This is a genomic window from Pedobacter frigidisoli, assembly GCF_004331675.1.
GTDB classification, from domain to species: domain Bacteria; phylum Bacteroidota; class Bacteroidia; order Sphingobacteriales; family Sphingobacteriaceae; genus Pedobacter; species Pedobacter frigidisoli.
The window spans coordinates 32,441-58,313 of the sequence record NZ_SJSN01000022.1 but is presented as its reverse complement, the minus strand read 5'-3'; the positions used below and the strand labels follow the sequence as shown (position 1 = coordinate 58,313).

Genomic DNA, 25,873 nt, shown 5'->3' with positions numbered 1-25,873 from the left:
ATACCTTTATGATGGCAGCCTTCAAATCGACAACAACCTGGTAGAAAATGCAATAAGACCGGTGAGCCTGGGCAGGAAAAACTATCTCTTCGCCGGAAGCCACGAAGCAGCGCAAAGATCAGCAATGATCTATTCTTTCTTTGCGATCTGCAAGAAGCATCAGGTGAATCCATACAAGTGGCTTAAATACACACTGGAAAATATAATGTCAATAAACCACAAGAAAATTAAGGACCTGTATCCACAGAACTTTAAAAATATAGGTGGATAATCAAATATGCACTTTATAGGCTGCATACCTCTAGACTGAGGACTATTATACTGAAAGTTAATTAAAAGATTTAGATATTTATAGGAATAAAAATCTTTAAGCAACTGAACTTCAGAATCCCGACTAAAGACTTCTGACTATTTTAATGTCAATAAAATGTACTATCTAAACTTAAATATAATTAGCGCTATTAATAGCCTTAAATTTGTTAAGAATTAAGGATTTGGCCATGTTTAAGGAAGAAGTAGCAGAACGTTATAAGCAAATACAGGATGAGATTTGTAGAGGATTAGAAATTGCAGATGGTAAAGGTAAATTCGAAGAAGAGCTCTGGGATCGAAATGGTGGGGGAGGCGGTCGTACCCGAATTATGCAGAATGGGGCAATCATCGAAAAAGGTGGTGTTAATTTCTCAGCTGTTCACGGTAAGCTACCAGAAAGTGTAAAAAAAGCATTTAATGTTACCGAAGAAGATTTTTTTGCAACAGGAGTTTCTATTGTAATTCATCCAAATCATCCACTGGTTCCAATAATACATATGAACATTCGCTATTTCGAGCTAAACGAGGAAACTCGATGGTTTGGTGGCGGCATTGATTTAACACCACATTACGTTTTTGAAAACGATGCTCGCTTTTTTCATTATAAGTTGAAACAAGCTTGTGATGAGTTCAATACAGATTTTTATCCTAAATTTAAAACCCATGCCGATGATTATTTCTTCATTAAACACCGTGAAGAAACCCGTGGAATTGGAGGCATTTTTTATGATAGATTAAAACCTGAAAGTACCAATTTAACTTGGGAACAAATTTTGGATTTTTCTGCGAACATTGGTGAAACATTTTTACCGATCTACACAGAATTAATTGATAGAAACCGTAATAAGGAATTTACCCAATTACAAAAAGAATGGCAATATCAACGTCGTAGTCGTTATGTAGAATTTAACTTGGTTTACGATTCGGGAACAAAATTTGGATTAGAGACTAATGGCAGAATTGAATCGATCTTAATGAGTTTACCGCCACAGGCAAACTGGGGTTATAACGTTCAACCGAAGCCAGATTCTGAAGAATATAAAACGCAACAATTTTTTAAAAAAGGCATTAATTGGATTTAGTAATGAATGAGTTGAGGGAATTTGAAAGATCTCTATTAGAAGTTATTATTAAAGCTAATGCGGCTAAATTTGCTTTTCTACAAACTCATTTAGATTTCATAAGAGTTAAATCGAGAGAAACAAAAGCGATTAGTCTGGTTTTGAATTTTGAGTATTTAAAAGAATTTAATGAGGAAGAATTTGTTAATGGTTTATTGAGCGCTGAACAAAAATTGATCGCTCCAAACTTGAAGAACGAACTAACTTACTGCTTGGATATTACCAATGGAAAGTTAGATTTCCTTGAGATTGTAACGAATGGAAATGAAACCTGGGATGGTAATCTTGAGAATTGCATTTTAAAAGAAGCATCAGAATAAAGTTAAAGGCTGGTCAACAATATGGAACCCGGCACTTAATTTTCCAATTCTAAAATAGTTAATACATCAGACTTATCGGCAATCAAATCCCAAACTTTCAATAATGCGGGAACTTCTTTAAAACCTAAAAACCCAGCTTTGTAAGGAAATGATGTTTCATAGGTTTCTAATGCAAAAGACTTCAAAATCATTTCTGGATATTTTAAAATTACAATTCCAGCATACATCGTTGTGTTGTTTTTATTGAAAGAAATATCTGCGCCAGCTATTGTAGAAATACTTTCAACTTTTTGAAATTTTAATTGTTTTACAAGCTCAATCAGCAATGCCGTTGCTTCTAAAAAACTTTAATGATCATACATGATATGAGTACAATTTATGTTCTAAAAATATTTTTATATTTGTCCTATAATTAATATTATGTTAAGTTGTATTTAATTCACCATCCTGCTTTCACTTAAATTCATTCATCATCTATAACTCCTGTAATCTACGATTTAGCTCCTGAACTTTGTCAGTTGCATTTTTACGAGTGTAAATATCGATTAGCAACTGAACTGTTTTCTTATCATTAGGATTAATTTCATTTGCTCTCTGTAAAGCCAGTTGAGCTTTATCAATTAATCCATTGTACTTAGCAGCTTTGTCCTGCTCGTTTTTATTCAAACTTTCATTAGCTGTGTTTAAATAAGCCAAACTCAATTGGTACAGCGCATCAAAATAATTCTGGTCTGATGTTAAGGCTCTATCATAAGCTAAAATTGCAGTCGCATTATTTCCTCCAGCCTGTTGTAGGTAGCCATACAGAAAATATAAAAGCTTGTTGCCTTTTTCCACTTTTAGGTTGCCTTCAATTAACCCTTGAGCTTTACTATAGTTTTCTGTATCAAGTAAAAGATTGATATAATCATTGGTAAGAAAACGATTGAATGGATTTAGTAATAACCCATCTTCTAATGTTTTGATAGCAGTTTCGTTATCAGATTTAACTACATACATCTGCGCCATTTTCTGAAAGACAGATGGATTTTTAATTCCGTTTTCTTTTGCACGCTTAAAATAATTTAAGGATTCATCATAAGATTGAATATTTAAAGCACAAATGGCAGTATTTAATGCCAAAGTTGTATCACCAGGAAAGCTATCGCTCACTTCTTTCAAATCAGCAAAAGCTTCATTAAAATCATTGTTAAAATATGCTTCGTTGCCTTTATCTTGTTTTTTAATTAAGATATTATGTCGTGAAGCTTTGATTAATCCAGAATTGTCATCGTATTTATCCAAGCTTTTAGCCTGCTTAACGGCTTCTACAGCAGCATCATAAAATTTATTTGCATTGTTTGGATCAGTGTCAATTAATGATGCAAAGGATGTTAAGTATGATTTTATCGACCAAGTTTCTGACCATTTTTTGGTTTTATTATCCTTTTCTGCAGATTCAATAGCCTTTAAACCATCGTTGATAATAGACAATTGCTTTTTTGAATCCTCCTTATTGGCGATGGAAGCTTGTAGTTTTCCAACGGAATTTCTTGCTATTAAAATCTGACTTTTTTGAGCTGATGCATTTATTGAAAGTAAAAGAAGAGCCGCTAACGATATTTTAAAGCAATTATACATGGGATAAATCTATTGGTAAACCTTTTATAAATGATAAAAATAAACATAAAAAAAAGAGCCCCGAAATTTCAGAGCTCTTTTTTTCTATGTGAAGTAAATTATTGCTTAGGTAAAGCGTCTATACGTTTTTTAATTTCATCATAATTTTTAGTGTCGTTTCTGAAAGCATAAATCGTTTTCAGCGTATCTAATGCTCCTCTATTATTGGCATCAACAGCTAAAGCTTTTTTATAAAAAGGAAGTGATTTATCCAATAAACCATTCATTTTGGTAGTTACTTCATTAAATTCCTTTACTTTTTTAGCATCGATCTTATTTCTAACATCTTGCAATTTTAAGGCCTGAGCGAAATAAATATTACCCAATAATACCTGATAATTTGGATTCTCTGGCTCTTTGGCAGCTAAAGCAATAAGCATTTGCTCAGATTTTGCAGCATCTCCCCTGTCAATATAAATTTGGGTCTCCGTTTTAATCCAGTCTGTATTATCTGGGAACTTTGCAGATGCTTCTTTAATTAAAGCTAAACCAGCAGTAGTATCCTTTTGCATGCTCAAAGTGGTATTAATAATTTCTGAGTATAAATCTTTCGACTGCGGAGAATTCATAGAAATTACTTTTTTGAATTGCGTAATCATATTTGGATAATCCTCAATAAACCTAGCAGCAATACCAGCATTTAAATACATAGAGGTGTCTGTAGGATTAATTACCGTTGCAGCCATAAATTTTTCGTATGCTGCTTTGTAATCCTTTTTATTATAGGCAATTACGCCGCCATTTCTAATTGCATTGATAATGTTAGTCTCTGCCAAAGCGATATTATCTTTTTCAGCTCCCTTGGTATCTAATTTTTTAGCTTCAGCCACTGCCTCTTGTGCAATTTTTAAGTTTGCATCTGCATTGGCTGTACTTGTAGAATCCAAAATTGCAACCGATGATGCAAATAGAGCTCGGTAAGACCACGCATCAGGCATTACTTTTGATTTCTCATCAGCAATAGCTTTATCTGTATGGGCCAATCCGGTTTTAAGTGATTCTAACTTTTTATTCAAAGGACCACTTTGATTCTGAAGTACAAATTGGCTTATACTCCAAGCTTTTTTTGCTTCACTAACTTCGCTTTTCTGAGCAAATGCAGCGCTTACTGCACCTGCTAAAAATATACCTAGAAATACTCTTTTCATAATTTTTATTCTAATCTTAATTTAGTTAATTTTCTTCTTTTGATTCCTCATCAGATTCTTCTTCATCTTCAGTTTCGTCGGCTTCAACGGTTGGATCTGCTTCTAATTCTTCACCATCAACCACTAAAACATCCGCTAAATCAACCTCTTCAACTTCATCCTCTTCATGGTCGATTTTAGTAACCGATGCAATTTCGTCATCACCTTTTAAAGATATTAAACGAACACCTTGTGTTGCACGTCCCATTACTCTTAAAGCCGATACAGGAATTCTAATAACTATTCCAGAACGGTTAATGATCATTAAATCTTCGCTATCAGTAACATCTTTTATAGAAACCAATTGTCCTGTTTTTTCTGTTACGTTAATAGTTTTTACACCTTTACCACCACGGTTTGTAACACGATAATCTTCAATATCAGTACGTTTTCCGTATCCTTTTTCTGATACTACTAACACCGTAACCTCTGGATTGTTTACAGCAATCATGCCAATAACTTCATCCTGATCATGTGCAAGTCTAACACCACGTACGCCAGTAGCCGTTCTACCCATCGGACGAACAGTTTTCTCATTAAAACGAATTGCTCTTCCTGAACGTAAAGCCATTACAATTTCGCTTTCACCGTTGGTTAAACATGCTTCTAATAATACATCACCTTCGTTAATGTTAATGGCATTTATACCGTTAACACGAGGACGAGAATAAGATTCTAGAGAAGTTTTCTTTATGGTACCTTTTTTAGTACACATAATAATGAAATTGTTCTCTAAATATTCTTGATCCTTAAGGTTTTTAACTTTAATGTATGCCTTAATTTTCTCTTCTTTCGGTATGTTGATAATATTCTGAATTGCTCTTCCTTTACTGGTTCTAGAACCCTCTGGAATTTCATAAACCCTTAACCAGAAGCATCTTCCAGCCTCGGTAAAGAATAACATATAATTGTGGTTAGTTGCAATAAGCATGTGCTCAATAAAATCTTCATTTCTTGAGTTACTACCTTTCGATCCCTTTCCACCTCTGCCCTGCGCTCTAAATTCTGTTGCTGGAGTACGTTTTACATAACCTTCGTGAGATATTGTAATTACCACCTCTTCATCATCGATGAAATCTTCCATGCTCATATCCTCTGCCGAGTGAACGATTGTTGTTCTACGTTCATCGCCAAACTTCTGACGGATTTCTGCCAATTCATCCTTAATGATTTGCATACGCAAACCTTCATCGGCTAAAATAGATTTCAAATGCTCAATGGTTTTCATTAATTCAGCATATTCTTCTTTAATTTTATCACGCTCTAGTCCTGTTAAACGACGAAGCGTCATATCCAAAATCGCACGAGCTTGAAGATCGCTCAATCCGAATTTTTCCATTAAGCCAACGCGGGCTTCCTCTGGAGTTTCTGATGCACGAATTAATTTAATTACTTCATCTAAATGATCTAAGGCAATTAAATAACCTTCTAAAATATGTGCACGTTTTTCAGCTTCTGCTAATTCATATTTGGTACGGCGAACCACTACATCATGACGGTGATCGACAAAATGCATAATTAAATCCTTAAGATTTAACATTTGCGGACGACCTTTAACCAATGCAATATTATTTACACTGAAAGATGTTTGTAAAGCCGTGTACTTATATAGGTTGTTTAAAACGATAGAGGCATTTGCATCGCGTTTAATTTCGTAAACAATGCGGATACCATCTTTATTAGATTCATCACGAATGTTAGAAATACCCTCTAATTTTTTCTCATTTACCAGTTCAGCTGTACGCTCAACCATGTTGGCCTTATTTACCTGATAAGGAATTTCGGTAACAATAATTACTTCACGATCCTTAACACTTTCAATTTCAGCTTTAGCACGCATCACAATACGGCCACGACCAGTTTCAAATGCTTCTTTAACACCAGTGTAACCATAAATGATACCACCAGTAGGGAAATCCGGAGCTTTAACAAACTTCATCAATTCCTCAATAGTAATTTCGCTATTATCAATATAAGCAACAACACCATCAATAACCTCAGTTAAATTGTGAGGAGCCATATTGGTGGCCATACCTACTGCAATACCTGATGATCCATTAACTAAAAGGTTAGGGATTTTTGCAGGTAAAACTGTTGGTTCCTGCAAGGTATCATCAAAGTTTAGCTGAAAATCTACCGTATCTTTATTGATATCGGCAAGCATCTCCTCTGCAATTTTGGAGAAACGTGCTTCCGTATAACGCATTGCAGCTGGTGAATCACCATCGATGTGACCAAAATTTCCTTGTCCATCTACCATTGGGTAACGTAAGCTCCAATCTTGAGCCATACGAACCATGGTAAAATATACAGATGCATCACCGTGTGGGTGATATTTACCAAGAACCTCCCCTACAATACGGGCAGATTTTTTATGTGGCTTATTGCTTGTTACACCTAAATCGAGCATACCATATAAAACACGGCGGTGTACCGGTTTCAATCCATCGCGTACATCAGGTAAAGCCCTCGATACAATTACCGACATTGAATAGTCAATGTAGGCCGATTTCATCTGCTCTTCAATATTTATTTGAATGATTTTGTCGTTTTGCTGATTTTCTAAATCTTCTGCCATAAATTATTATTCTCGTTATCAAAAACGATATTTAAAAAGGTATTATTATAACCTTGCGAATTTAGCAAAAATATGGCGAAATAAGGCATTGTGGAAAAGTTTTGGGCATTGATTATGGTTTTTAGACGGCAAATTATTTTGCGGCCTTACATAGCTGTTTAAATCAGTAATTTATTAACCTAAAATTCTATTTTTGTTTAGTAACCACAAACACTATGGCAAAAGAAAAAAAATCGGCAATGGTATTTATCATGATCACACTCTTGATAGATTTTACAGGTTTCGGAATCATTATTCCTGTTCTACCAAAACTGATTCAGGAGTTTACAGGTGGAAGTGTAAGTGTGGCGGCAGATTACGGCGGATATTTAATGGTTGCTTTTGCCTTGGCTCAGTTTATTTTTTCACCCATCATGGGCGGTTTGAGTGATCAATATGGTCGTAGGCCAATCTTGCTTTTCTCCTTATTCGGACTCGGAATAGATTACATCTTTTTATCATTTGCGCCATCAATTTTCTGGTTATTTATTGGGCGGATAATCGCTGGCATTACTGGAGCCAGTTTTACTACAGCCATGGCCTACATTGCAGATATTTCAGAACCGGAGAAGAAAGCCCAAAATTTCGGTTTAGTTGGCGCCGCTTTTGGTGTGGGTTTTATTCTGGGTCCAGTCATCGGTGGCTTATTCAGCACATTTGGTTTAAGGGTTCCTTTTATGATTTCTGCAGGATTAGCGCTCGTAAACTGGCTATATGGTTATTTTATTCTGCCTGAATCTTTATCAAAAGTCAACAGAAGAAAGTTTTCTTGGAAACGGGCCAACCCTATTGGATCATTTTTTACAGCATCTAAATACCCAGCCATTTTGGGTTTGTTGGCCACACTCCTATTATTATATGTCGCAAGTCATTCAGTTCAATCGAACTGGTCGTACTATGTTATCGAAAAATTTAAATGGGATTCTACCATGATCGGCTACTCCTTAGGCGTTGTTGGTTTGTTGGTAGCCATTGTTCAAGGTGGATTAATTCGGATTATTATCCCCAAAATTGGAAATAGAAAAGCGATTTATTTTGGTTTGATTTTATATGTAATAGGTTTTGTTTGCTTTGCCTTTGCGGCAAATGGCTTAATGATGATGCTTTTCATTATTCCCTATTGTTTAGCAGGAATCGGTGGACCAGCAATGCAAAGTATCATTTCGAATCAAGTTCCGGAGAATGCACAGGGAGAAATACAAGGGATAACCACTAGCCTACAAAGTTTGGCCGCCATTATTGGGCCTTTCTTGGCGAGCCATATTTTCGTGTATTTTATCCAAGATGGAACACCGCTCTATTTTCCCGGTGCGCCATTTATATTTAGTGCTTTCTTAACCCTAATTGGATTATTTATCGCCATTAGAGCCTTACGGAAATATCATTAATTTAAGCGTTGAGGATTTTGTATTCGTTGTAAGCCATTACAACATTGTAAACCAGCAATACAATTCCTTGGACATTTACCATTTTATCAATATTCAATTTTAATAGCGCTGAGGTAATAAATATTACCAATATCAACCCTATTGAGATAAAAAAAGATAATTTAAAAGAGCGGAAAAGCATAGACATTCTGAATATCGTTTTCTGTTTAAACAGCACCGGGTTTTTAATGAGTTGAATAATGTTTCCAAATACGAAAAAGAGAATCAATATGATGGCGATGCTTGAGATTGTGCCTTGATTAAAGTTTGGGATCACCAGGTATTTATTGTAAATGAAATAAGCTACAATTAAAATGCAAAAAAGTGCTTTTATTAATTGCCAATTACGATTTTTTAAAAACCAATTTAACCATTCCCCTTTGGGTACTGAAGCCAGCTGTTCTATTTTTAATCTTGTTTCGGGCGAAAAGGAAACGAAGGGATTTATTAAACCTATAATCACGATTAACACCGTACTTACAAATTGAAAAATACCATCAGCTACTAAAATTCCAATTTTCTCCGCACTCAAAATTCCTGGTGTAAAACAAGAAATTAAAATGATTACGATAATCACCAGGTGAAAAACCATTGGCGAATAATTCTCTATTCGGTTTTCGCTGATGTTTGGGTTTTCGGTGATAAGAGGTTTGTTGGCGTTCTTGCTCACATAATTGTTCATTATGCGAAGCGCAACCAGCACTATAAATAAAGAAAACGTCGAGCCCAAGAGTGAAAATTTAGCGCTATAAAATTAATTGTGGAGCAAAATAGTAAACTTAAAGCAATTCGTTGGCAAGATTTGCCAATTCACTTCTTTCCCCTTTTTGTAAAGTGATGTGTGCATAAAGTGGGTGATTTTTAGCATTCTCAATTAAATACGATAGACCATTACTTTCCGAATCCAAATAAGGTGTATCTATTTGATAAATATCTCCAGTGAAAACGATCTTTGTATGCTCTCCAGCTCTGGAAATAATCGTTTTAACTTCGTGTGGAGTTAAATTTTGTGCTTCATCAATAATAAAAAAGATCTTGGTGAGCGTTCTTCCACGAATAAAAGCCAAGGGTGCGATGGCAATTTTTTCGGTAACGATTAATTCATCAATCTTGGCCGACATCTTATCATCGCCGATAAATTGTTCCTTTATAAATCGGAGATTATCCCAAATGGGCGCCATAAACGGATCTGTTTTTGATTTTGCATCGCCAGGTAAAAAGCCAATGTCCTTGTTGCTTAACGACACAATAGGTCGTGTAACGTAAATTTGGCGGAAATTTTTGCGCTGTTCTAAGGCACTTGCTAATGCTAAAAGTGTTTTCCCGGTTCCCGCGTTTCCCTGTATGCTTACCAGCTTGATTTCTGGATCGAGAAGTGCATGAATGGCGAAAGCCTGCTCAATATTTTTTGGTTTGATTTTGAAAATTGCTTCTGTAGAAACCGATGATAGGATTTTTAAGTTGTGGTTATAAAACACATTGGCCACTTTGCGCTTATTCCTCAAAACATAAAAGTGATTACCACTTCTTGCTGGCAGTTCTAATGCTGCGGAATCGAGAAACTTTTCTTTTTTTACCTCATCAATAATCGTTTCAGAGAAATTAATCAGTTCCGTTTTGCCTGCATAAAGTTCATCTACATTCTTGATTTTGCCAGTTTCGTAATCTTCGGCAAATAAGTCAAGTGCCTTTGCTTTTAAGCGCAAACAAATATCTTTGGAAACCAAAACAACCTTTTTATCAGGATTTTCCTCACGAAGAAATAGAGCGGCATTTAGGATTTTGTGATCTGTTTTGCCTTTACCAAAAACTACTTCAGCATCTGTTTTTAAAGGCTTTTCGTTCAACACGACTTTAAATTTGCCAGCGTTGGGCGCTTTAATGGTTACCCAATCGCTGATCAGTTTTTGCTGTGATGTTTGATCAATTAATCGAATAAAACTTCGAGCTTCGAAATTTCTGGTGTCGTTTCCACTTTTAAAATTATCAAGCTCTTCTAAAACCTGAATGGGAATGGCTACATCGTGCTCGTGAAAATTGTTGATAGCATCATGATCGTAAAGGATAACAGAAGTATCTAAAACGAAAATCTTTTTTGATGGATTGGAAACTGGTTTACCTTTTTTGGCCATGTGGTAAATTTAATCTTTTACCCATAATTTGCAGAAGATTTGAAAATTCTTTTTGATTTAAAGATGCATCTTTCCAAATTTTGGGCAAAATAAAAACGGGGTTCTTCTTCTTTCGATTCAGTTCCCCGTTTTAACCCTAAAATCAACCGTGGTTGTGTTTCAAGGCACCTAATTCTTGTTACTCTGATTTTTCCGTTATTTGCTTGGCCTTGCGACTTTTGCAACTCTTGAAAATTTATTTCCAACTATTCCGTCCTTAAACTTCCTAGTTTTCAATAAGCTCTGTTTGGGCCTGTGCGATTTTCTTATTTTCGAATCTTGCGATTACCTAATGTATATTCTTAATCGGTTTAACCCTTTCTGAAATCAATCGTTTTCCCTGTGAACAAATCCGAAATAATTTCCCTTTCGGTGCTTTATCTCTTTTGGATTGTTTTGTCAGAATTCAAAGTACTTCGTATTTGATATCATCTAATTTACTATCGAATCGCTTATTTGTCAAGAGAAAAATGATTGTTTTTATAAACAAAGTTATTAACCTAAATAACCTGTTTATCAACATGTTAAAAAGTTATTTAATGGCTTCAATATAGCTCAAAACTCATATCGATTAGGTTATTAACATTTATGGAAGTCGATCTTATAAACAATTGCTAAGTTTTTAACCATCAATTAAGTAGCCTCTTTCTGCCTAAAAATCAAAATTTTCTGAAAAACTTAATTTTATGGTCAATAAAAAACATCCATATTATGTTATTTTTGTACCATGCAGATTAGGCAACCCATTCGAAATATACAAGACTTTTTATTGAGTACGTATTTTGCAGACGGCTTGCGCATTACAATAGGCGTACTCCTCCCCTCACTAATTCTGGCACAATTTGGCATGCTCACTTACGGCATGACACTTTCCTTGGGCGCATTATGTGTGAGTGTGGTTGATAGTCCGGGTCCAATGGTTCATCGTAGGAATGCGATGTTGGTTACCACAGCACTTATTTTTGTGTTTTCGATATTAACTGGATTAACCAACAAAAGCCATTATTTCATTGGTTTTTTATTGGCTATATCTAGCTTCATCTTTTCCATGTTCTATATATATGGCGTTCGTGCTGCCTCAGTTGGAACTGCCGTGCTTTTAATTATGGTGTTGAGTATCGATGATGTCCGCCCTTGGCAAGATGTGCTTATTCATGGATTTATGGTGCTTGCCGGAAGTTTATGGTACACGGGTTTAAGTTATTTCGTTTATCGATTGCGCCCTTTTAGGTTGGTGCAGCAATCATTAAGTGATTCTATTTTAGAGGTTGCAGAATTTTTGAGGGAGAAAGCAAAGTTTTATCACCAGAATAATAACTACGATAAAACTTATGCAGATTTAATTCAATTGCAAGTTTTAGTTCACGAAAAGCAAGATGCCGTAAGAGAATTACTTTTTCGAACCAGAGAGATGGTGAGAGATTCAAGCCCTGAGGGTAGATTTCTCCTTTTGATCTTTGTAGATATGGTCGATTTGTTTGAGCAAGTGATGTCAACCTATTATAACTATCAGCAATTACACGATCAATTTGATAAAGCTGGAATTTTATCAGATTATGAGATGGCCATTAAAAGGATTTCTTATGCATTGGATGATATTGCTTTTGCGTTAAAAAGTGGTGGAAAACCGGTTCTTTCTAAAAGATTATTAATCGAGATAGAACGCCTAAAAATTAAGATCAATCAACTGGAAACCAATAATACCAATCAGGAATACAGCACCATTGGAATCATCGCCCTAAAAAATATTGAAGTAAACATTGAGAATATCCTATCCAGAGTAAAAACAATTTACAGTTACTTTAAGGTTAGAACCAGTAAGGATATTCGCCAAGCGGAAGTAGATCGAGAAAAATTTATCACCAGACAAAAGTTCGATTTTGATTTATTTAAGGATAACCTCACCTACAGCTCATCTACTTTTAGGCATTCTTTAAGGGTTACTGTGGTAATGTCCTTAGGATTTATCGTTTCACAGATCTTAAATTTCTCTCATAGTTATTGGATTTTGCTAACGATTCTTGTGATCTCAAAACCAGGATTTAGTCTCACCAAAGAGCGCAACTATCAACGCTTAATTGGAACTACCATCGGGGCATTTGTAGGGATGGCGGTAGTGAGTTATGTTCACGATAAACATGCGCTTTTTATAATCCTGTTGATTTGTATGATTGGCAGTTACAGTTTTCAAAGGAAGAATTATGTGGTAAGTGTACTTTTTATGACACCCTATATTCTTATTCTCTTTGATTTCCTCGGAATGGGATCAATCGCCTTGGCCCGAGAAAGGATTTACGATACATTTATTGGTTCTGGAATTGCCTTGCTAGCCAGTTATTCGCTCTTTCCTACTTGGGAACATGAAAAGTTGAAAGAAGCAATGTTGAATATTATTAAGGCCAACAAAGCTTATTATGAGCAAGTTGCCCGGATGTATTTTGAAAAGGCGTACAATAGAACGGATTATAAATTGGCCAGAAAAGAAGTTTTTGTGAGCACAGCCAACTTGGCATCACTGTTTCAACGAATGTTTTCTGAGCCTAAAAGCAAGCAATTGTATATTAAGGAAGTTCATCAATTTACAGCTTTAAGTCATTTACTTTCCTCCTACATTGCAACCTTATCCCTTTATAATAAGGAGCATGAGTTTACTTTTGAAAGTTTTGATGCGCTAAAACCAATGTCGAACAATACGGATTATTTGTTGGATGCCTCGATTACAAATCTTTTGGATGGAAAAAGTACGATTGATAATGTTCCGTTGATTAGGTTAAACGATACAGGCTTATCCATACAAAAAGGACAAGATCTGATTCCAGAACAGTTTGATCTGATTCAAAAGGTAGCTTACGATATTTATAAATTATCGGTAAAGGTTAAGCTCTAATTTTTGGCGATGAACTCGATTACGTTGCAGGTACTGAAAGGCAATGAGTAAGAGGTCCCGTTATCCAACTTGAAAATAATTTGGGCATTGCAAGGTAATTTCTTATTCTCCAGATCCTTTCCATTAAAAACTATCGGATAAAATTTCTGTTCTGGATTATCAGATTTAACAGTTTCTTCTCGGACTTTAAATTTCAACCTCAATTCTACCTCGCCTGCTTTTACATATATTTTTTCTATCTTTTTAAAACTGCTATTTGAGGTGAAATTGATCATCAATTGATCATCCATTCCGTTATTAGAGTTTTTAAACAACTCAAATGCATAATAGCTTTTATCATCTCTAAAGTATTGATAATCGATGCTTTGCTTGACTTGCTGGCAATAACCCATTTTTCCGAAAGCCATAAAAGCAAATAAAAATAATGCCGTTTTCATAAGATTAAAATTTAGGACATGGAACTTTAAAACCTTTAAAATTATTGTGTCGATATATTAATGACAATTCATAAGTACGTGGCGTTGCACTTAATAATTTGCTTCCGTAAACGGTGTAATTCATTCCAGCACTTACATTTCCTACTGCAACGCCGAGGTACGGATAAAATGACGCTTCGTTAAATTTATACCACTTACCGAAATGGAGTTTCATGCGGGTTTCATCATTGGGCTTAAAGCCTAAAACGGTTCCGAATATGGTATCCTTGTTATTTCGTTGCACATTGTAAACCCCAGTGAAATTTAAATCAACGTAGTTATTAAGGAGGTAAAGCATCCCAAAAGTTGCTGTTTTTCTGGCGGCTACCACTTCACTGCTATTGCTTAATAAGCTTTCTTGGGGTTTAGTTAAGTGATATTGCGCATAACCAACTGCAAAGCTCACCCGATCGAAACTTGCCGCAAAGTTTGCCCCAATATTGACATCAAAATAGGAAGTTTTATCGTTTTTTAAATCGAGGTAATTTGGCATTGATGAATCAAAACCACCATCGGTATACTGAGAAGCAAAGGTAAGTTTGTTGTAATCTAAATATTTAGAAACGTAGGATACCTGAGGCGCTAAACCAAACTTAAATTTATGTTGAACATCTAGATATTGATAATATGAAACACTAGCGCTAACGTATTGCGATTTTAGTGCTCCATTAAATGATTCATCGAAAAGTCCGCTTAAGCCTAAACTAAAAACACTGTTTGTAAAATTTTCATCCTCAACAAGTTTAACATCACCCGAAACGCTGTAGGTATTATAGGGATCGCCTAAGTTTCCCCACTGCTGGCGGGTATTGGCTGCAAATCGATATTCACCATCAAAAAAACCTGTATAAGCTGGGTTTAAAGTTAGTGGAGCCGCAAAGTATTGCGAAAACTTTGGGTCTTGTGCAGCACAACATAATGTAGCTAAGCACAATAAGGTGATGAGTAGCGATTTGTACATTACAGTATCAGTATGGTTTTTCCTGTTGATTGATATTTACCTCCAAACGTATCGATGCCCTCGGCAAACCAAGAAAAGGTTTCCAAGGGTTGCATTTTGCTCTTAAATTGACCATCCCAACCGCCATTTGCCAAGGCATCGGTTTGATAAACCAGAATTCCCCATTTATTAAAAACCTTAAAACTGGTTAACTTTTGGATGCTAACCAAAAATGGATATAATCGATTATTGGTTTCTTTATGAGGCGTGAATGCTGTTGGAACGATAATTTTTGGTTGTGGTAAAATATTTAATTCAATTGAGGCTGATACTGAACAGCCTTTGTCGTTTTGTAAAGAAATATAATACACACCAGCCTTGTTTATTTTGGTTGGATTAGCAATTGGCCTTGTTAAAGCTGCATCTTCAAAATAACTGGCTTTTACAAAACTCTTGCTCCCTTTGATAATCTTTGCTGAAGTAAGATCTATAAAGTTGTAATCAAAAATAGGATTTGGCTTGTTTAACACAATTGTGGGAAGTGAATTTACCACCACGTTAATTTTTCCAACAACGAAACAGCCAGTAGAATTCGTTGCTTTTACATAATAGGTTCCTGTTTGATTAATAGCTTTTGGATAAACAATTTTGTTCGTTAAATCCTGATCATAAAAGAAAGTATAACTAATATTTGCTGATGAACCTTGGTATAATGCTAATGAAGTGATATCTACCTTTTCTGGATAACAAACCGCACTGGGATCCTTTACAGCTAAAACCGGTAGTTCATTTACAACGACATTAATCTGGCCAGATACAGCACATCCTAGGTTATTTGTTGCTTTAACGGAATAAGTAGCGCTTTTTTCGATATTTTTAGGATCGATAACAGACTTAGTTAAAGCTTGATCTTCATAAAAGGCATAAGTAAAGGATGCATCGCTACCAGCAAAATTATGATTTGCCGTAATATCAACTTTGGCAGGAAAACAAACTGCAGCAGGATCAGTAATTTTTAAAATTGGTTTGGGATTGATAACAACATCAATAGGAAGAATCTTATTACAGCCATAATTATTACTCAGTTTCACGAAATATTTGGCCGAAACTTTAATGTTTTTAGGATCAGCCAAGATTTGAGTCGCATTTATATCAGTGTAATAACTTCTCGCAACACTTGTTAAATCAGAATAAAGTTCATCTTTTGTGATATCAATAAATTCATTATAGCAGGCAACTTCCGGATTTTTAACGGTTACATTCGTAAGATCGAAAACCGAAATATCGATGGTAGCAAAACTCTCGCATCCCTTATAATTGGTTGCCTTAATATAATATTTTGTATTGCCGCTTATTCTTATCGGTCCATTTAACTGTTTGGTTAAATCTTTATCCTCATAAATTAGATAAGTAAACTCAGCAGATTTGTTTAAAATATATTCAGTACTTGTTAAATCAATTTCTGTGTTTTGACAAACCAAATTTTTCTCCAAAACCTGGACTTGGTAATCTACGCTATGAACGATGGCACTAATCGAACTGGGGCAACCAAATCCAGAATATGGAGTTAAATCTAAAATAACTTTCGAACTTTCTGCTGGTGTAGGTTTAATTACAATTGACTGGCCAGAGCCATATTTCACAGATCTATCTTCATTAAACCAATTGTAATTCTGGAAACCACTTGGGCCAGAAATATTGAGCTGAGCAGTACTTTTACAATAAGTATTGCCGATTATAAGATCTCCACATAAGTTATTTACATCTACATAAGCATAACCAAAATGCCCTCCCAACGTACAATCTGCACTAATAAACTCTATTAATAATTGTTTGCCTTGATAACCAGATAAGTTAATGGTGACTGGTGACCATTCTTTATAGATAACCGTTGCATTTGACTTCGATTTCTTGAAACCTGGGAGTGATGATGTGGCTATATATTCGAATGATGCACAGGGAATGTATTCATTTTTCTCTAAATCCTTTACTCGGGCAATAAATCGAGGCTGCTCATTTGGTAAGTGATTTGGATCTTCTAAAACAACCGCGTATTGATAGGTAAGCGTAAATTCTGGTCTATTTGTAGGAATATTGATTAAGTAAGAAATACCATCCACCTGAGCACCAGTTCCGTTATTACCAAGTTTTACAGAGAAATTGCCACCTGATGCTGGAACTAAAGCAAAGCCACCATAAGGATCGGTTAAGTTTTTGTCGCTAATTACGGTGTGCCTACCATAAGCTGGGTTGGCGATTTCGTTGGTGGTAACAATGTTTTTGTTGTTCGAAATGGTAGTCACACCATTAGATATCTTCCAGTTCTGAAAATTTCCATTTTCAAAACCGATATTCTCCGGGCAGGATTGAGCGTACAAAATCGATGGCATAGCAAAACTGGCTATTAGCAGCATCAAAAACAATCTATTTATCAACGGGGGACGATTTAAACAGTTATGATGTAAAAATATTGTTTTAGTATATCCACAGTTGTACTGTCAAGATGGATGAACTGTTTTTTACACGAATGTTTAATTATAAATGAGTATCTAGAAATGATTAATCAGTTGATGCATTAATGATACCTCCTTATAAGTTATTGATTACTAAATATATATATACTTTTCAGCGCCAATTTGCCTTTTAAGATAATACGATCATTGCTAAATAATAGCTTGATTAGGATCTTTGTTTTTTTTACCAAGTCTATTATTCTTTTACCTAAAACGATTCAGGTTATGCTATTTCAATCTTATACGACAAATTTATCATACAAAACAAAGCCATCAGCAGATTGTTAATACTGTATTAAAAACTTAAAATATTATGGAAAAGCTATATACAGCTGAAGTTACAGCTACTGGAGGAAGAGACGGACACATTAAATCTAGTGATGGGATTTTAGATTTTGAACTTAGGAAACCGAAAGAATTAGGTGGACAAGGTGGAGCTACCAATCCTGAAGAATTATTCGCAGCAGCTTGGGGTCCATGTTATTTAGGCGCACTAGGTTCTATTGCTGAACGTGAGGGCGTAGATGTAAGTGAGGCAAATGTGAAAGTTTTGGTATCTTTTAACAAGGATGGAAACTCATTTGCATTATCTGCTGATTTGGATGTGCACATACCAGGTATTTCGCATGAGGAAGCACAATCGATAGCCGATAAAGCACACAGAGCCTGCCCTTATTCAAAAGCCGTAAAAGGAAATATTGATGTTAGGGTTACAGCAGTTTAGAATACTTTATACAACAAAAAAAGCGGCAAATGCCGCTTTTTTTATGCTTAAATTTTTAGCTATACAGCTTCTTGTTCAATTCTAGTATTCGCTGGTCTGCCGTTTTTAAAAGCATCTCTAGTTTTAAGTCCTAATAACTCAAACATGGCCATATCATCCACAAAAGCTGGATTTGGTGTAGTTAATAATTTATCTCCAGCAAAAATAGAGCTTGCTCCTGCCATAAAGCAAAACGCCTGTTCTAAAGTACTCATTTCATTTCTTCCAGCTGATAAGCGCACGACCGAATTCGGCATTACAATACGAGCGGTAGCAATCATCCTCACCATATCCCAAATCGGAACACGAGGTTGATCTTCCAATGGCGTACCCTTAACAGGAACTAAAGCATTAACAGGAACTGATTCAGGGTGTTTTTCCATGTTAGATAAAGTCTGTAACATCGAAACACGATCTTCAACAGTTTCACCTAAACCAATAATTCCGCCGCTACAAACAGTTAATTTTGCCTTACGTACATTTTTAATGGTATTTAAGCGATCATCAAAAGTTCTCGTAGAAATAATGCGTTTGTAATCATCCTCAGAAGTATCTATATTATGATTGTAAGCATATAATCCTGCATCAGCTAAACGTTGTGCCTGGTTTTCTGTAAGCATACCTAAAGTACAGCAAACTTCCATATCCATGTCGTTAACGGCTTTAACCATTTCAATAACGCGATCGAAATCGCGATTATCGCGAACTTCTCTCCAAGCTGCACCCATACATAAGCGAGATGCGCCACCCTCTTTTGCCTTAACAGCGGCATTAACCACTTGGCTAACTTGCATAAGCGGTTGAACCTCTAATTCTGTGTGGTAACGAGCCGCTTGTGGGCAGTATGAACAATCTTCGGCACAGCCGCCAGTTTTAATCGAGATTAATGAACTTACCTGAACTTCATTATAATCTTTGTTTTCTCTGTGGATGCTTGCGGCCTCATAAACCAAATCTAAAAATGGTCTGTTATAAATTTCAAATATTTCTTCTTTGCTCCAATCGTGTCTTGTTGTTTGCATCGGGATCAGGATTTTTTGTTCTATAGTAATAGTTTACTGGCCAATCCTAAAATTAAAAGGAAGCCAAAAACATCGGTAAAAGTAGTAATAATAATAGAGGATGCAATGGCTGGATCGATACCTACACGTTTCAGAATTAAAGGAATTCCGGCACCGGTAATGCCAGCAATAACGAGATTCCCCGTCATAGCCAAGAAGATAACCAAACCTAACATGGGGTTTCCATCAAAAAAGAAAGCAAAAATAAATACGATTAAACCATTTGCCGCACCATTAATTAATCCCACAGTAAATTCTTTCAGCACCGTTCGGTATGCTTGGTTATCACTTAAGTCATATAAAGAAATCCGTCGGACAGTAACCGCAAGTGCTTGTGTTGCAGCATTTCCGCCCATTCCGGCAATAATTGTCATGTAGGCCGCTAATGATGGAATAAGTTTTATAGTTGGATCAAAATAGCGAACTACCGATGAAGCTAAAAACGCAGTGCCAAGATTGATAATTAACCAAGGAAGCCGAGATTTTACAGCCTCGACCCAATTACCACTTAATTCCTCATCTTCAGAAACCCCAGAAATTTTTAAGATATCTTCGGTACTTTCCGCTTCCATTACATCAATAACATCATCAAATGTTACTCGACCTAATAATTTTTGGTGATCATCGATTACTGGAATACTAGTTAAATTATATTGAGAAATTAGATTCGCTACTTCTTCCTGATCGGTATTTGGATGAACATAAACAGCATCCATTTTTACCAATTCGGTAATTTGTGCATTGTGTTTCGCCTTGATAATATCTTTTAGTGAAACAATTCCTTTGAAAATTTTATCATCATCTACTACGTAAATGGTGTAAAATTCTTCCATTTCCTCGCTCTGGCGGATAATCTCATCAATAGCATCCTTTTTAGTAAGATTAATGTTTACACAGATTAATTCCGTGTTCATTAAACCACCGGCGGTTTTCTCGTCGTAGGTTAAAAGGTTTCTAATTTCTGAAGCGTCTTCTGCATCGAGATTTTCTAGAATTTCGTTTTGCTCATGATCTTCTAACTGCGAAATAATATCAGTTGCGTCATCATAATCGAGTTCTTCAACAATTTCTGTACGCTTATCGGGGTGGAGTTTAAATAATAAATCCTCTGGATGGGATTCTTCATGCATCTCAGAAATAATTTCTGAAGCAACTTCCGTAGGAAGAAGATTGATAATGTGCTGTTGTTCAGACTTATCTAAACGCTCGAAAAGTTTTGCAATTTCTGAAGCATGATAATCTGCTAAAACCTCTTTTAAAGTTTCATCACCAGCTAAAATTGCATTTTTAACCTTTAGTACATCGCTTTTATCTATCTCGAATGACTGCATCTAATTACCTAACCATAAAACTTTCTAAAGCTACTAATATTAAATGCAGTTGAAAATTTTTAAACGCAATTTATCCTTATTTAAACCAACCTCTGCGCCAGAAATAAATTACCTGAAGAACCGCTATTACCGCCATCACAATCCAAGTCCACATATAGCCATGCGGACTGTAAAGCTCGGGCATATTATCTGGTAAAACTTTTCCAGTAACCGGATCTTCACGACTGAAATTCATCCCGTAGATACCAGCAATAAAGGTTAATGGAATAAATATGGATGAAATAATGGTGAGCACTTTCATAATCTCATTCATTCTATTGCTAATGATGGAGAGATTCATATCTATATTGGCTGATGCAATTTCTTTCAGTGATTCAATAAAATCAATAATCTGGATGCAATGATCGTAAGCATCTTTCATGTAGGTTTTAGTCAGATCTGAAATCAGAGCACTATCCGTACGAATAATATCGTTAAGTTTATCACGCTCAGGCCAAGCTACTTTTCTAATGGTAATCAAAGATCGCTTAATGGCTTGTGTATCAAACATGATCCGCTTATCAGGATTATCAAATAAACGATCTTCAATCGCATCCAATTCTTCTCCCCAGAAATTTAAAAGCGAAAAATAATTATCTACAATCACATCCATAATGGCGTACATTAAATAACTGCTTCCACCAATACGGATATTTCCTTTGCCAACTTCTAGCCTTTTCCTAACGGGTTCAAAACAATCGGCATAAGTCTCTTGAAAGGTTATTAACGTTCTTTCTGATAAAATAAACGAGATCTGATCATTGGTAAGGATGTTATCCTCATTTAAATAAAGGTGTCTGCTTACTGCAAAAATATATTTGTCGTTATCGTATTCATCCAGTTTTGGGCGTTGATAAGAACTGGTGATATCTTCCAGAACAAGCCGACTGATATCGAATTTATTGTATAGAGTTTCAAAAATATTGGGATCAGCCAAGCCCTTAATATCAAACCAATAGTTGAAATCCTTATTCTGAACCAGCTTATCGATGTTATTAATATCCTTTAATTCCTCTTTCTTATAACTTTTATCATTATAGGTATGAAGAACAATTTTAGGTTTTAAAGCATCTTGATCAATTTCATATAAACCCGGGCTAGTTCCAGGTTCTGGTACCTTATAATGTTTATGACGTGCACGTGGCTTGTTTTTTCCCATTTTACAAATATAATCTAGCCTGCGGACCTTGATTAAATAACAAATCAACAATGCTTAAGTTGGGCAAAAATTGATGTCTGTCTTCAAAAACCTGATAATATGGTTTATTGTTTACAATATCTTCAGTTTTTTTTGGGTTCATTATCCCTCTATAATCTAATTCAGGTTTTATATCATCAAAATATTCGCTTGTTACATTAAACTCAATATTGAGTTTCAATTTTTTACCCAGCCATTCTAGCAGCTCTAGGTTGTAATCAAATAAGAATTCAAATTTTTCATTGTAAAATCTTGATAATTCGTCTTCATAAAATTCGAAATAGGCCGAACTTCTGTAACAACTTTCCAGGCTTAACCAATGCAACCGCTGCCATTTAAAATCATAGCTAATGCGAACATCTTTCATTTTCCTGTGCGTTTTTGATCCCTTAATGATGGGAACTGTAATATCCAATTTTCCATTAGGAGAATAAACACATGCCCTATTCCTATAAGTTTGCTTTACCAAATGTTCCTGTTTCTCGATTAAAAAATCGGGACTAACCTTTTGCAATAGACTAAAGTAACCAACTGGTGGAAGATAAAATAAAGGAAGTATAGCTGTATTTTGCATTTGAAAATTTATGTTTGTAGCTGAAACGTTTTAAAAATAATGATTAAAAGAGGAATTGCGCATCTAGGCGTATTTTTTTTATACCTATTGTCGCTGTTGCCTCTGCCCTTGCTATTCTTTTTTGCAAGATTACTATATTATCTGCTTTATTACGTAATTGGATATAGAAAAAAAGTTGTGAGGCAGAATCTCACTCATTCTTTTCCAGAAAAATCTACTTCCGAAATCATTAGTATCGAAAAGAAATATTTCAGATACCTGGCTGAATTGATTTTTGAAATCATTAAACTTACTACCATTTCTGAAAAAGAAGTACTTCAACGTGTTAAATTTAAAGGCTTGGAACAATTAGCTGTTCATTTTAAATCTGGTGAAAGTGTTCTGGCTTGTACTGGTCATTATGGCAACTGGGAATTAGGAACATTAGCCTTGGGTATTAACGTAGCTGCCATTTCTGCTAAAACATTGGTGATTTTTAAACCCATAAATAACAAAATTTTCGAGGCTTGGTTTAACAAATTGAGAACTAATTACGGCAATATTTTTATCGCCATGCGCCAAACCTTACGAGGAATGGCAACCTATAAAAACGAACCAACTTTGTTGTGTTTTGCCAGCGATCAATCGCCAACACGCGAAGAAACGAAGTATTTTGTCGATTTTTTGCACCAGCCTACTGCTGCATTATTGGGTGTAGAGAAGATTGCAAAATCTACCAACCGACCAATTTATTATTTCAAGGTAACGGTTGTTAAAAAAGGTTATTACCATGTTGAGGTTTTGCCGATGTGCCTCGATCCATCAAAAATGAATGAATTTGAAATCACCAATCTGCATTTCAAATTTTTAGAAGATATTATTAAAGAACAGCCACAATATTGGCTTTGGAGCCATAAACGTTGGAAATTTAAACCCGAATAACACGAATGAGTCCCTCAGTAGCCGTAGTCATATTAAACTGGAATGGTAAGGCATTTTTACAGCAATTTTTATCAGGAGTATTACTTTCTGAATATGATAACCTGCAAATAATTGTTGGAGATAACGCTTCTACAGATGATTCTGTCTCATTTCTAGAGAAAAACTTTCCAACCGTTAAAATCATCAAAAACGATTTGAATTATGGTTTTGCCGGAGGATACAACAAGGTTTTGGAACGTGTAGAGGCAGATTATTTTGTGCTTTTAAATTCTGATGTGGAGGTTACGCCCAATTGGATTCAACCCGTTATCGATTTAATGGAAAGTGATGCACAAATTGCAGCAGCGCAACCTAAAATTAAATGGCAACTCGATAAAAATCAATTTGAATATGCAGGTGCGGCTGGTGGTTACTTGGATATTTACGCCTACCCTTTTTGCCGCGGACGATTATTTAATGTTTATGAGTTTGATCAAGGCCAATACAATGCACAAAAAGAAGTTTTTTGGGCAAGTGGAGCGGCTTTCTTCATCAAAAGCAAATGTTGGATCGAAACTGGCGGATTAGATGCTGATCTTTTCGCTCACATGGAGGAAATAGATTTATGTTGGCGCTTAAAAAACCTGAATTATAAAATAATGTTCTGCCCCGAGGCTGAGGTTTATCATGTCGGCGGTGGAACTTTACAAACAGAAAACCCATTCAAAACCTATTTAAACTTTAGGAATAACCTCATTATTATGCAGAAGAATCTTCCCGCAGGTGATGCAATTTTTAGAATCACCATTAGGATGTGGATTGATTTTATCGCTTGGTGGCATTTCCTTTTATCGGGCAAACCTAAGTTTACACTAGCGGTAAGTAAAGGCCATTGGCATTTTATTAAGTCGATTGCTAAAACCAACAAGAAAAGAGCGGCTATTCAAAAACCATACACTAAACATGCTGGAGTTTATAACAAAAGCGTGGTTTGGGCCTTTTTTATCAAGAAAATAAAATACTTTTCTAAGCTTAATTAGCCGCTAAAGAATCATCAATCGATTTTTTTATCCAGTAAATTGTATTGGAAGCTAGGCCAACTGTTCCAAATTTTACCTTTCCATTTTTATCGATAATGGCATGGGTTGGATAAAGCTTTACGCCATATTTGCTTGCAAGGTAACTTCCTCCATCAATAATATTATAATTGTAAGGATTGGTTTTGAGAAAGTTCTTAAGATCGTACTTTTCATCAGTTGCAATGGCGAGAAAAATCACATCTGGATTATTTTTATATTCTGCAACCAGCTCATTTAATTGCGGAATTTCTTGCCTGCATGGCGGACAGTTAATGAACCAAAAATTGAGCACAATAACCTTTCCCCTGGCTTCCCGCAGATCGAACTTGTTGCCGTTCATATCTGTTGCTTTAAAACCCTTAAAATCATCGTTTTCCTTGAACGAATCGCTAATTCTAGGTTTCGCCATTCTAGCAAAATAAGTAGCTTTTTGTTCAGCAGATAGTTCATAAACTAAATATTCTGGGTTTCCACTATCAGTATTTGTACCCCGACTTCTTAAACCGTACTTGCCAGTCGACATTAATTTCTTCCAAATAGCATAGGGATAAACCATCCCATCCTCACCCCTTACGATTGAGTTTTCATCAATTTTATTTTTAGGCAGTGCAGTGTTTGTTTGCGCTTTTCCAACTAATGCAGCAAAAATGAAAACGATAAATAAGAGCTTTTTTAACATAGCGTTTTAATTAACCTAACAAACTTTCAATAGCCAAACGATAGCCTTTCATGCCAAATCCCGTTAAAACACCTTGGCAATTTTTACCTGTTAAAGAAACGTGACGATATTCTTCTCTGGCATAAATATTAGAAATATGAACTTCAACCACCGGTGTTTTAATGGCCGAAATCGCATCTGCAATGGCTACAGACGTATGTGTATAACCACCTGCATTTAAAACAATGCCGTCATAGCTGAAACCAATTTCATGAAGTTTGTTGATGAGCTCTCCCTCAACATTACTTTGATAATAGTCGATTTCTATTAATGGATAAATTGATTTAAGTTCTTTTACGTAATCTTCAATACTTGTATTGCCATAAATTGATGGCTCACGAACACCCAAAAGATTTAAATTCGGACCGTTTATAATTTGTATTTTCATTTCAGGATTAATATGATTTAAAGATTTTCAGGATCGATGTTATTGTTAATTAAAAGAATTGATATTGCAATATTAGGTTTTTTAAACTGTATTGTAAATTCCATTTTTTGGTATTCCTTTTCAATCATAAAACTTAACTAACTTTACAACTCGTCAATAATTGAAAACAGATTTGATTTCATCCTATCACAA

At 35.4% G+C, this 25,873-nt stretch carries 23 protein-coding genes; 8 read left to right on the top strand and 15 right to left on the bottom strand.

Features of this window, described 5'->3' with window-relative positions; genetic code table 11:
• The 3 genes from EZ449_RS20540 to EZ449_RS20530 all read left to right on the top strand — a co-directional run.
• A partial coding sequence (locus EZ449_RS20540; RefSeq protein WP_131562459.1) for an IS66 family transposase occupies positions 1–271 on the top strand: 271 nt, incomplete at its 5' end.
• Between the two features lie 229 nt (positions 272–500).
• The gene (gene hemF, locus EZ449_RS20535; protein WP_131562466.1) at positions 501–1,394 is read left to right on the top strand and encodes an oxygen-dependent coproporphyrinogen oxidase; all 894 of its coding nucleotides are present in this window, start codon (positions 501–503) and stop codon (positions 1,392–1,394) included.
• On the top strand, positions 1,385–1,753 hold the full coding sequence (locus tag EZ449_RS20530) for a hypothetical protein (protein ID WP_131562457.1): 369 nt from the start codon (positions 1,385–1,387) through the stop codon (positions 1,751–1,753). Before hemF ends, EZ449_RS20530 begins: the two co-directional genes overlap by 10 nt.
• A 35-nt stretch (positions 1,754–1,788) precedes the next feature.
• Here EZ449_RS20530 and EZ449_RS20525 read toward each other — a convergent pair whose 3' ends face one another.
• The 4 genes from EZ449_RS20525 to gyrA all read right to left on the bottom strand — a co-directional run bounded on the left by EZ449_RS20525 (position 1,789) and on the right by gyrA (position 7,177).
• Complete coding sequence (locus EZ449_RS20525) at positions 1,789–2,079, bottom strand: endonuclease V (protein ID WP_131562455.1); 291 nt, start codon at positions 2,077–2,079, stop codon at positions 1,789–1,791.
• A gap of 148 nt (positions 2,080–2,227) precedes the next feature.
• Positions 2,228–3,373 (bottom strand): tetratricopeptide repeat protein, encoded by a 1,146-nt coding sequence (locus EZ449_RS20520; protein WP_131562454.1) that lies wholly within the window; start codon positions 3,371–3,373, stop codon positions 2,228–2,230.
• Positions 3,374–3,471: 98 nt separating this feature from the next.
• Positions 3,472–4,560, bottom strand: a complete 1,089-nt coding sequence (locus tag EZ449_RS20515; protein WP_131562452.1) for a tetratricopeptide repeat protein — start codon at positions 4,558–4,560, stop codon at positions 3,472–3,474.
• A 25-nt stretch (positions 4,561–4,585) separates the two neighbouring features.
• Positions 4,586–7,177: a DNA gyrase subunit A gene (gene gyrA, locus EZ449_RS20510; protein WP_131562450.1), complete on the bottom strand. Its 2,592-nt coding sequence runs from the start codon at positions 7,175–7,177 to the stop codon at positions 4,586–4,588.
• Positions 7,178–7,392: 215 nt separating this feature from the next.
• Here gyrA and EZ449_RS20505 point away from each other — a divergent pair, with 215 nt between their 5' ends.
• Positions 7,393–8,604 (top strand): TCR/Tet family MFS transporter, encoded by a 1,212-nt coding sequence (locus EZ449_RS20505; protein WP_131562448.1) that lies wholly within the window; start codon positions 7,393–7,395, stop codon positions 8,602–8,604.
• Position 8,605: 1 nt separating this feature from the next.
• Here EZ449_RS20505 and EZ449_RS20500 read toward each other — a convergent pair whose 3' ends face one another.
• Both EZ449_RS20500 and EZ449_RS20495 read right to left on the bottom strand, forming a co-directional pair.
• A complete protein-coding gene (locus EZ449_RS20500; RefSeq protein WP_131562446.1) occupies positions 8,606–9,313 on the bottom strand; it encodes a hypothetical protein in 708 nt (235 codons plus the stop codon).
• A gap of 109 nt (positions 9,314–9,422) precedes the next feature.
• On the bottom strand, positions 9,423–10,775 hold the full coding sequence (locus tag EZ449_RS20495; RefSeq protein ID WP_131562445.1) for a PhoH family protein: 1,353 nt from the start codon (positions 10,773–10,775) through the stop codon (positions 9,423–9,425).
• A gap of 766 nt (positions 10,776–11,541) precedes the next feature.
• Between EZ449_RS20495 and EZ449_RS20490 the strand changes: the two genes are divergently transcribed.
• Positions 11,542–13,701, top strand: a complete 2,160-nt coding sequence (locus EZ449_RS20490; RefSeq protein WP_131562443.1) for an FUSC family protein — start codon at positions 11,542–11,544, stop codon at positions 13,699–13,701.
• On the opposite strand, the gene EZ449_RS20485 is transcribed toward EZ449_RS20490, so the two are convergent.
• Genes EZ449_RS20485 through EZ449_RS20475 form a run of 3 tightly spaced genes read right to left on the bottom strand, consistent with a single transcriptional unit; the run spans position 13,698 to position 17,534 of the window.
• Positions 13,698–14,138: a hypothetical protein gene (locus EZ449_RS20485; protein ID WP_131562441.1), complete on the bottom strand. Its 441-nt coding sequence runs from the start codon at positions 14,136–14,138 to the stop codon at positions 13,698–13,700. The two genes, EZ449_RS20490 and EZ449_RS20485, sit on opposite strands and share 4 nt — an antisense overlap.
• A gap of 4 nt (positions 14,139–14,142) precedes the next feature.
• Positions 14,143–15,138 carry a PorP/SprF family type IX secretion system membrane protein gene (locus EZ449_RS20480; protein ID WP_131562439.1) on the bottom strand — a complete coding sequence of 332 codons (996 nt, stop codon included), beginning with the start codon at positions 15,136–15,138 and terminating at the stop codon, positions 14,143–14,145.
• Positions 15,138–17,534 (bottom strand): gliding motility-associated C-terminal domain-containing protein, encoded by a 2,397-nt coding sequence (locus tag EZ449_RS20475; protein WP_131562437.1) that lies wholly within the window; start codon positions 17,532–17,534, stop codon positions 15,138–15,140. Before EZ449_RS20475 ends, EZ449_RS20480 begins: the two co-directional genes overlap by 1 nt.
• 409 nt (positions 17,535–17,943) lie before the next feature.
• Between EZ449_RS20475 and EZ449_RS20470 the strand changes: the two genes are divergently transcribed.
• Positions 17,944–18,354, top strand: a complete 411-nt coding sequence (locus EZ449_RS20470; protein ID WP_131562435.1) for an organic hydroperoxide resistance protein — start codon at positions 17,944–17,946, stop codon at positions 18,352–18,354.
• Positions 18,355–18,413: 59 nt separating this feature from the next.
• On the opposite strand, the gene bioB is transcribed toward EZ449_RS20470, so the two are convergent.
• The 4 genes from bioB to EZ449_RS20450 all read right to left on the bottom strand — a co-directional run bounded on the left by bioB (position 18,414) and on the right by EZ449_RS20450 (position 22,596).
• Positions 18,414–19,415: a biotin synthase BioB gene (gene bioB, locus EZ449_RS20465; RefSeq protein WP_131562433.1), complete on the bottom strand. Its 1,002-nt coding sequence runs from the start codon at positions 19,413–19,415 to the stop codon at positions 18,414–18,416.
• Positions 19,416–19,435: 20 nt separating this feature from the next.
• Positions 19,436–20,785: a magnesium transporter gene (gene mgtE / locus EZ449_RS20460; RefSeq protein WP_131562432.1), complete on the bottom strand. Its 1,350-nt coding sequence runs from the start codon at positions 20,783–20,785 to the stop codon at positions 19,436–19,438.
• A gap of 76 nt (positions 20,786–20,861) precedes the next feature.
• A complete protein-coding gene (gene corA, locus EZ449_RS20455; RefSeq protein ID WP_165499823.1) occupies positions 20,862–21,983 on the bottom strand; it encodes a magnesium/cobalt transporter CorA in 1,122 nt (373 codons plus the stop codon).
• A 1-nt stretch (position 21,984) separates the two neighbouring features.
• Positions 21,985–22,596, bottom strand: coding sequence for a WbqC family protein (locus tag EZ449_RS20450; protein WP_131562430.1), 612 nt, complete (start codon positions 22,594–22,596; stop codon positions 21,985–21,987).
• 39 nt (positions 22,597–22,635) lie between these two features.
• Between EZ449_RS20450 and EZ449_RS20445 the strand changes: the two genes are divergently transcribed.
• Together EZ449_RS20445 and EZ449_RS20440 are read left to right on the top strand one after the other, a co-directional pair.
• Entirely contained in the window at positions 22,636–23,517 is an 882-nt protein-coding gene (locus EZ449_RS20445; protein ID WP_131562428.1) for a lysophospholipid acyltransferase family protein, read from the top strand.
• 5 nt (positions 23,518–23,522) lie between these two features.
• A complete protein-coding gene (locus EZ449_RS20440; protein WP_131562426.1) occupies positions 23,523–24,536 on the top strand; it encodes a glycosyltransferase family 2 protein in 1,014 nt (337 codons plus the stop codon).
• On the opposite strand, the gene EZ449_RS20435 is transcribed toward EZ449_RS20440, so the two are convergent.
• Positions 24,529–25,254, bottom strand: coding sequence for a TlpA family protein disulfide reductase (locus EZ449_RS20435; RefSeq protein ID WP_131562424.1), 726 nt, complete (start codon positions 25,252–25,254; stop codon positions 24,529–24,531). The two genes, EZ449_RS20440 and EZ449_RS20435, sit on opposite strands and share 8 nt — an antisense overlap.
• 10 nt (positions 25,255–25,264) lie before the next feature.
• Positions 25,265–25,681 (bottom strand): type II 3-dehydroquinate dehydratase, encoded by a 417-nt coding sequence (aroQ, locus tag EZ449_RS20430; protein ID WP_131562422.1) that lies wholly within the window; start codon positions 25,679–25,681, stop codon positions 25,265–25,267.
• Positions 25,682–25,873 lie beyond the last annotated feature (192 nt).

Bases quoted from the DNA above. Each gene is read 5' to 3' on its own strand.
- hemF (WP_131562466.1), top strand. From the start codon at position 501: ATGTTTAAGGAAGAAGTAGCAGAACGTTATAAGCAAATACAGGATGAG.
- EZ449_RS20520 (WP_131562454.1), bottom strand. From the start codon at position 3,373: ATGTATAATTGCTTTAAAATATCGTTAGCGGCTCTTCTTTTACTTTCA.
- EZ449_RS20515 (WP_131562452.1), bottom strand. From the start codon at position 4,560: ATGAAAAGAGTATTTCTAGGTATATTTTTAGCAGGTGCAGTAAGCGCT.
- gyrA (WP_131562450.1), bottom strand. From the start codon at position 7,177: ATGGCAGAAGATTTAGAAAATCAGCAAAACGACAAAATCATTCAAATA.
- EZ449_RS20505 (WP_131562448.1), top strand. From the start codon at position 7,393: ATGGCAAAAGAAAAAAAATCGGCAATGGTATTTATCATGATCACACTC.
- EZ449_RS20495 (WP_131562445.1), bottom strand. From the start codon at position 10,775: ATGGCCAAAAAAGGTAAACCAGTTTCCAATCCATCAAAAAAGATTTTC.
- EZ449_RS20490 (WP_131562443.1), top strand. From the start codon at position 11,542: ATGCAGATTAGGCAACCCATTCGAAATATACAAGACTTTTTATTGAGT.
- EZ449_RS20485 (WP_131562441.1), bottom strand. From the start codon at position 14,138: ATGAAAACGGCATTATTTTTATTTGCTTTTATGGCTTTCGGAAAAATG.
- EZ449_RS20480 (WP_131562439.1), bottom strand. From the start codon at position 15,138: ATGTACAAATCGCTACTCATCACCTTATTGTGCTTAGCTACATTATGT.
- EZ449_RS20470 (WP_131562435.1), top strand. From the start codon at position 17,944: ATGGAAAAGCTATATACAGCTGAAGTTACAGCTACTGGAGGAAGAGAC.
- bioB (WP_131562433.1), bottom strand. From the start codon at position 19,415: ATGCAAACAACAAGACACGATTGGAGCAAAGAAGAAATATTTGAAATT.
- mgtE (WP_131562432.1), bottom strand. From the start codon at position 20,785: ATGCAGTCATTCGAGATAGATAAAAGCGATGTACTAAAGGTTAAAAAT.
- corA (WP_165499823.1), bottom strand. From the start codon at position 21,983: ATGGGAAAAAACAAGCCACGTGCACGTCATAAACATTATAAGGTACCA.
- EZ449_RS20450 (WP_131562430.1), bottom strand. From the start codon at position 22,596: ATGCAAAATACAGCTATACTTCCTTTATTTTATCTTCCACCAGTTGGT.
- EZ449_RS20445 (WP_131562428.1), top strand. From the start codon at position 22,636: ATGATTAAAAGAGGAATTGCGCATCTAGGCGTATTTTTTTTATACCTA.
- EZ449_RS20440 (WP_131562426.1), top strand. From the start codon at position 23,523: ATGAGTCCCTCAGTAGCCGTAGTCATATTAAACTGGAATGGTAAGGCA.
- EZ449_RS20435 (WP_131562424.1), bottom strand. From the start codon at position 25,254: ATGTTAAAAAAGCTCTTATTTATCGTTTTCATTTTTGCTGCATTAGTT.
- aroQ (WP_131562422.1), bottom strand. From the start codon at position 25,681: ATGAAAATACAAATTATAAACGGTCCGAATTTAAATCTTTTGGGTGTT.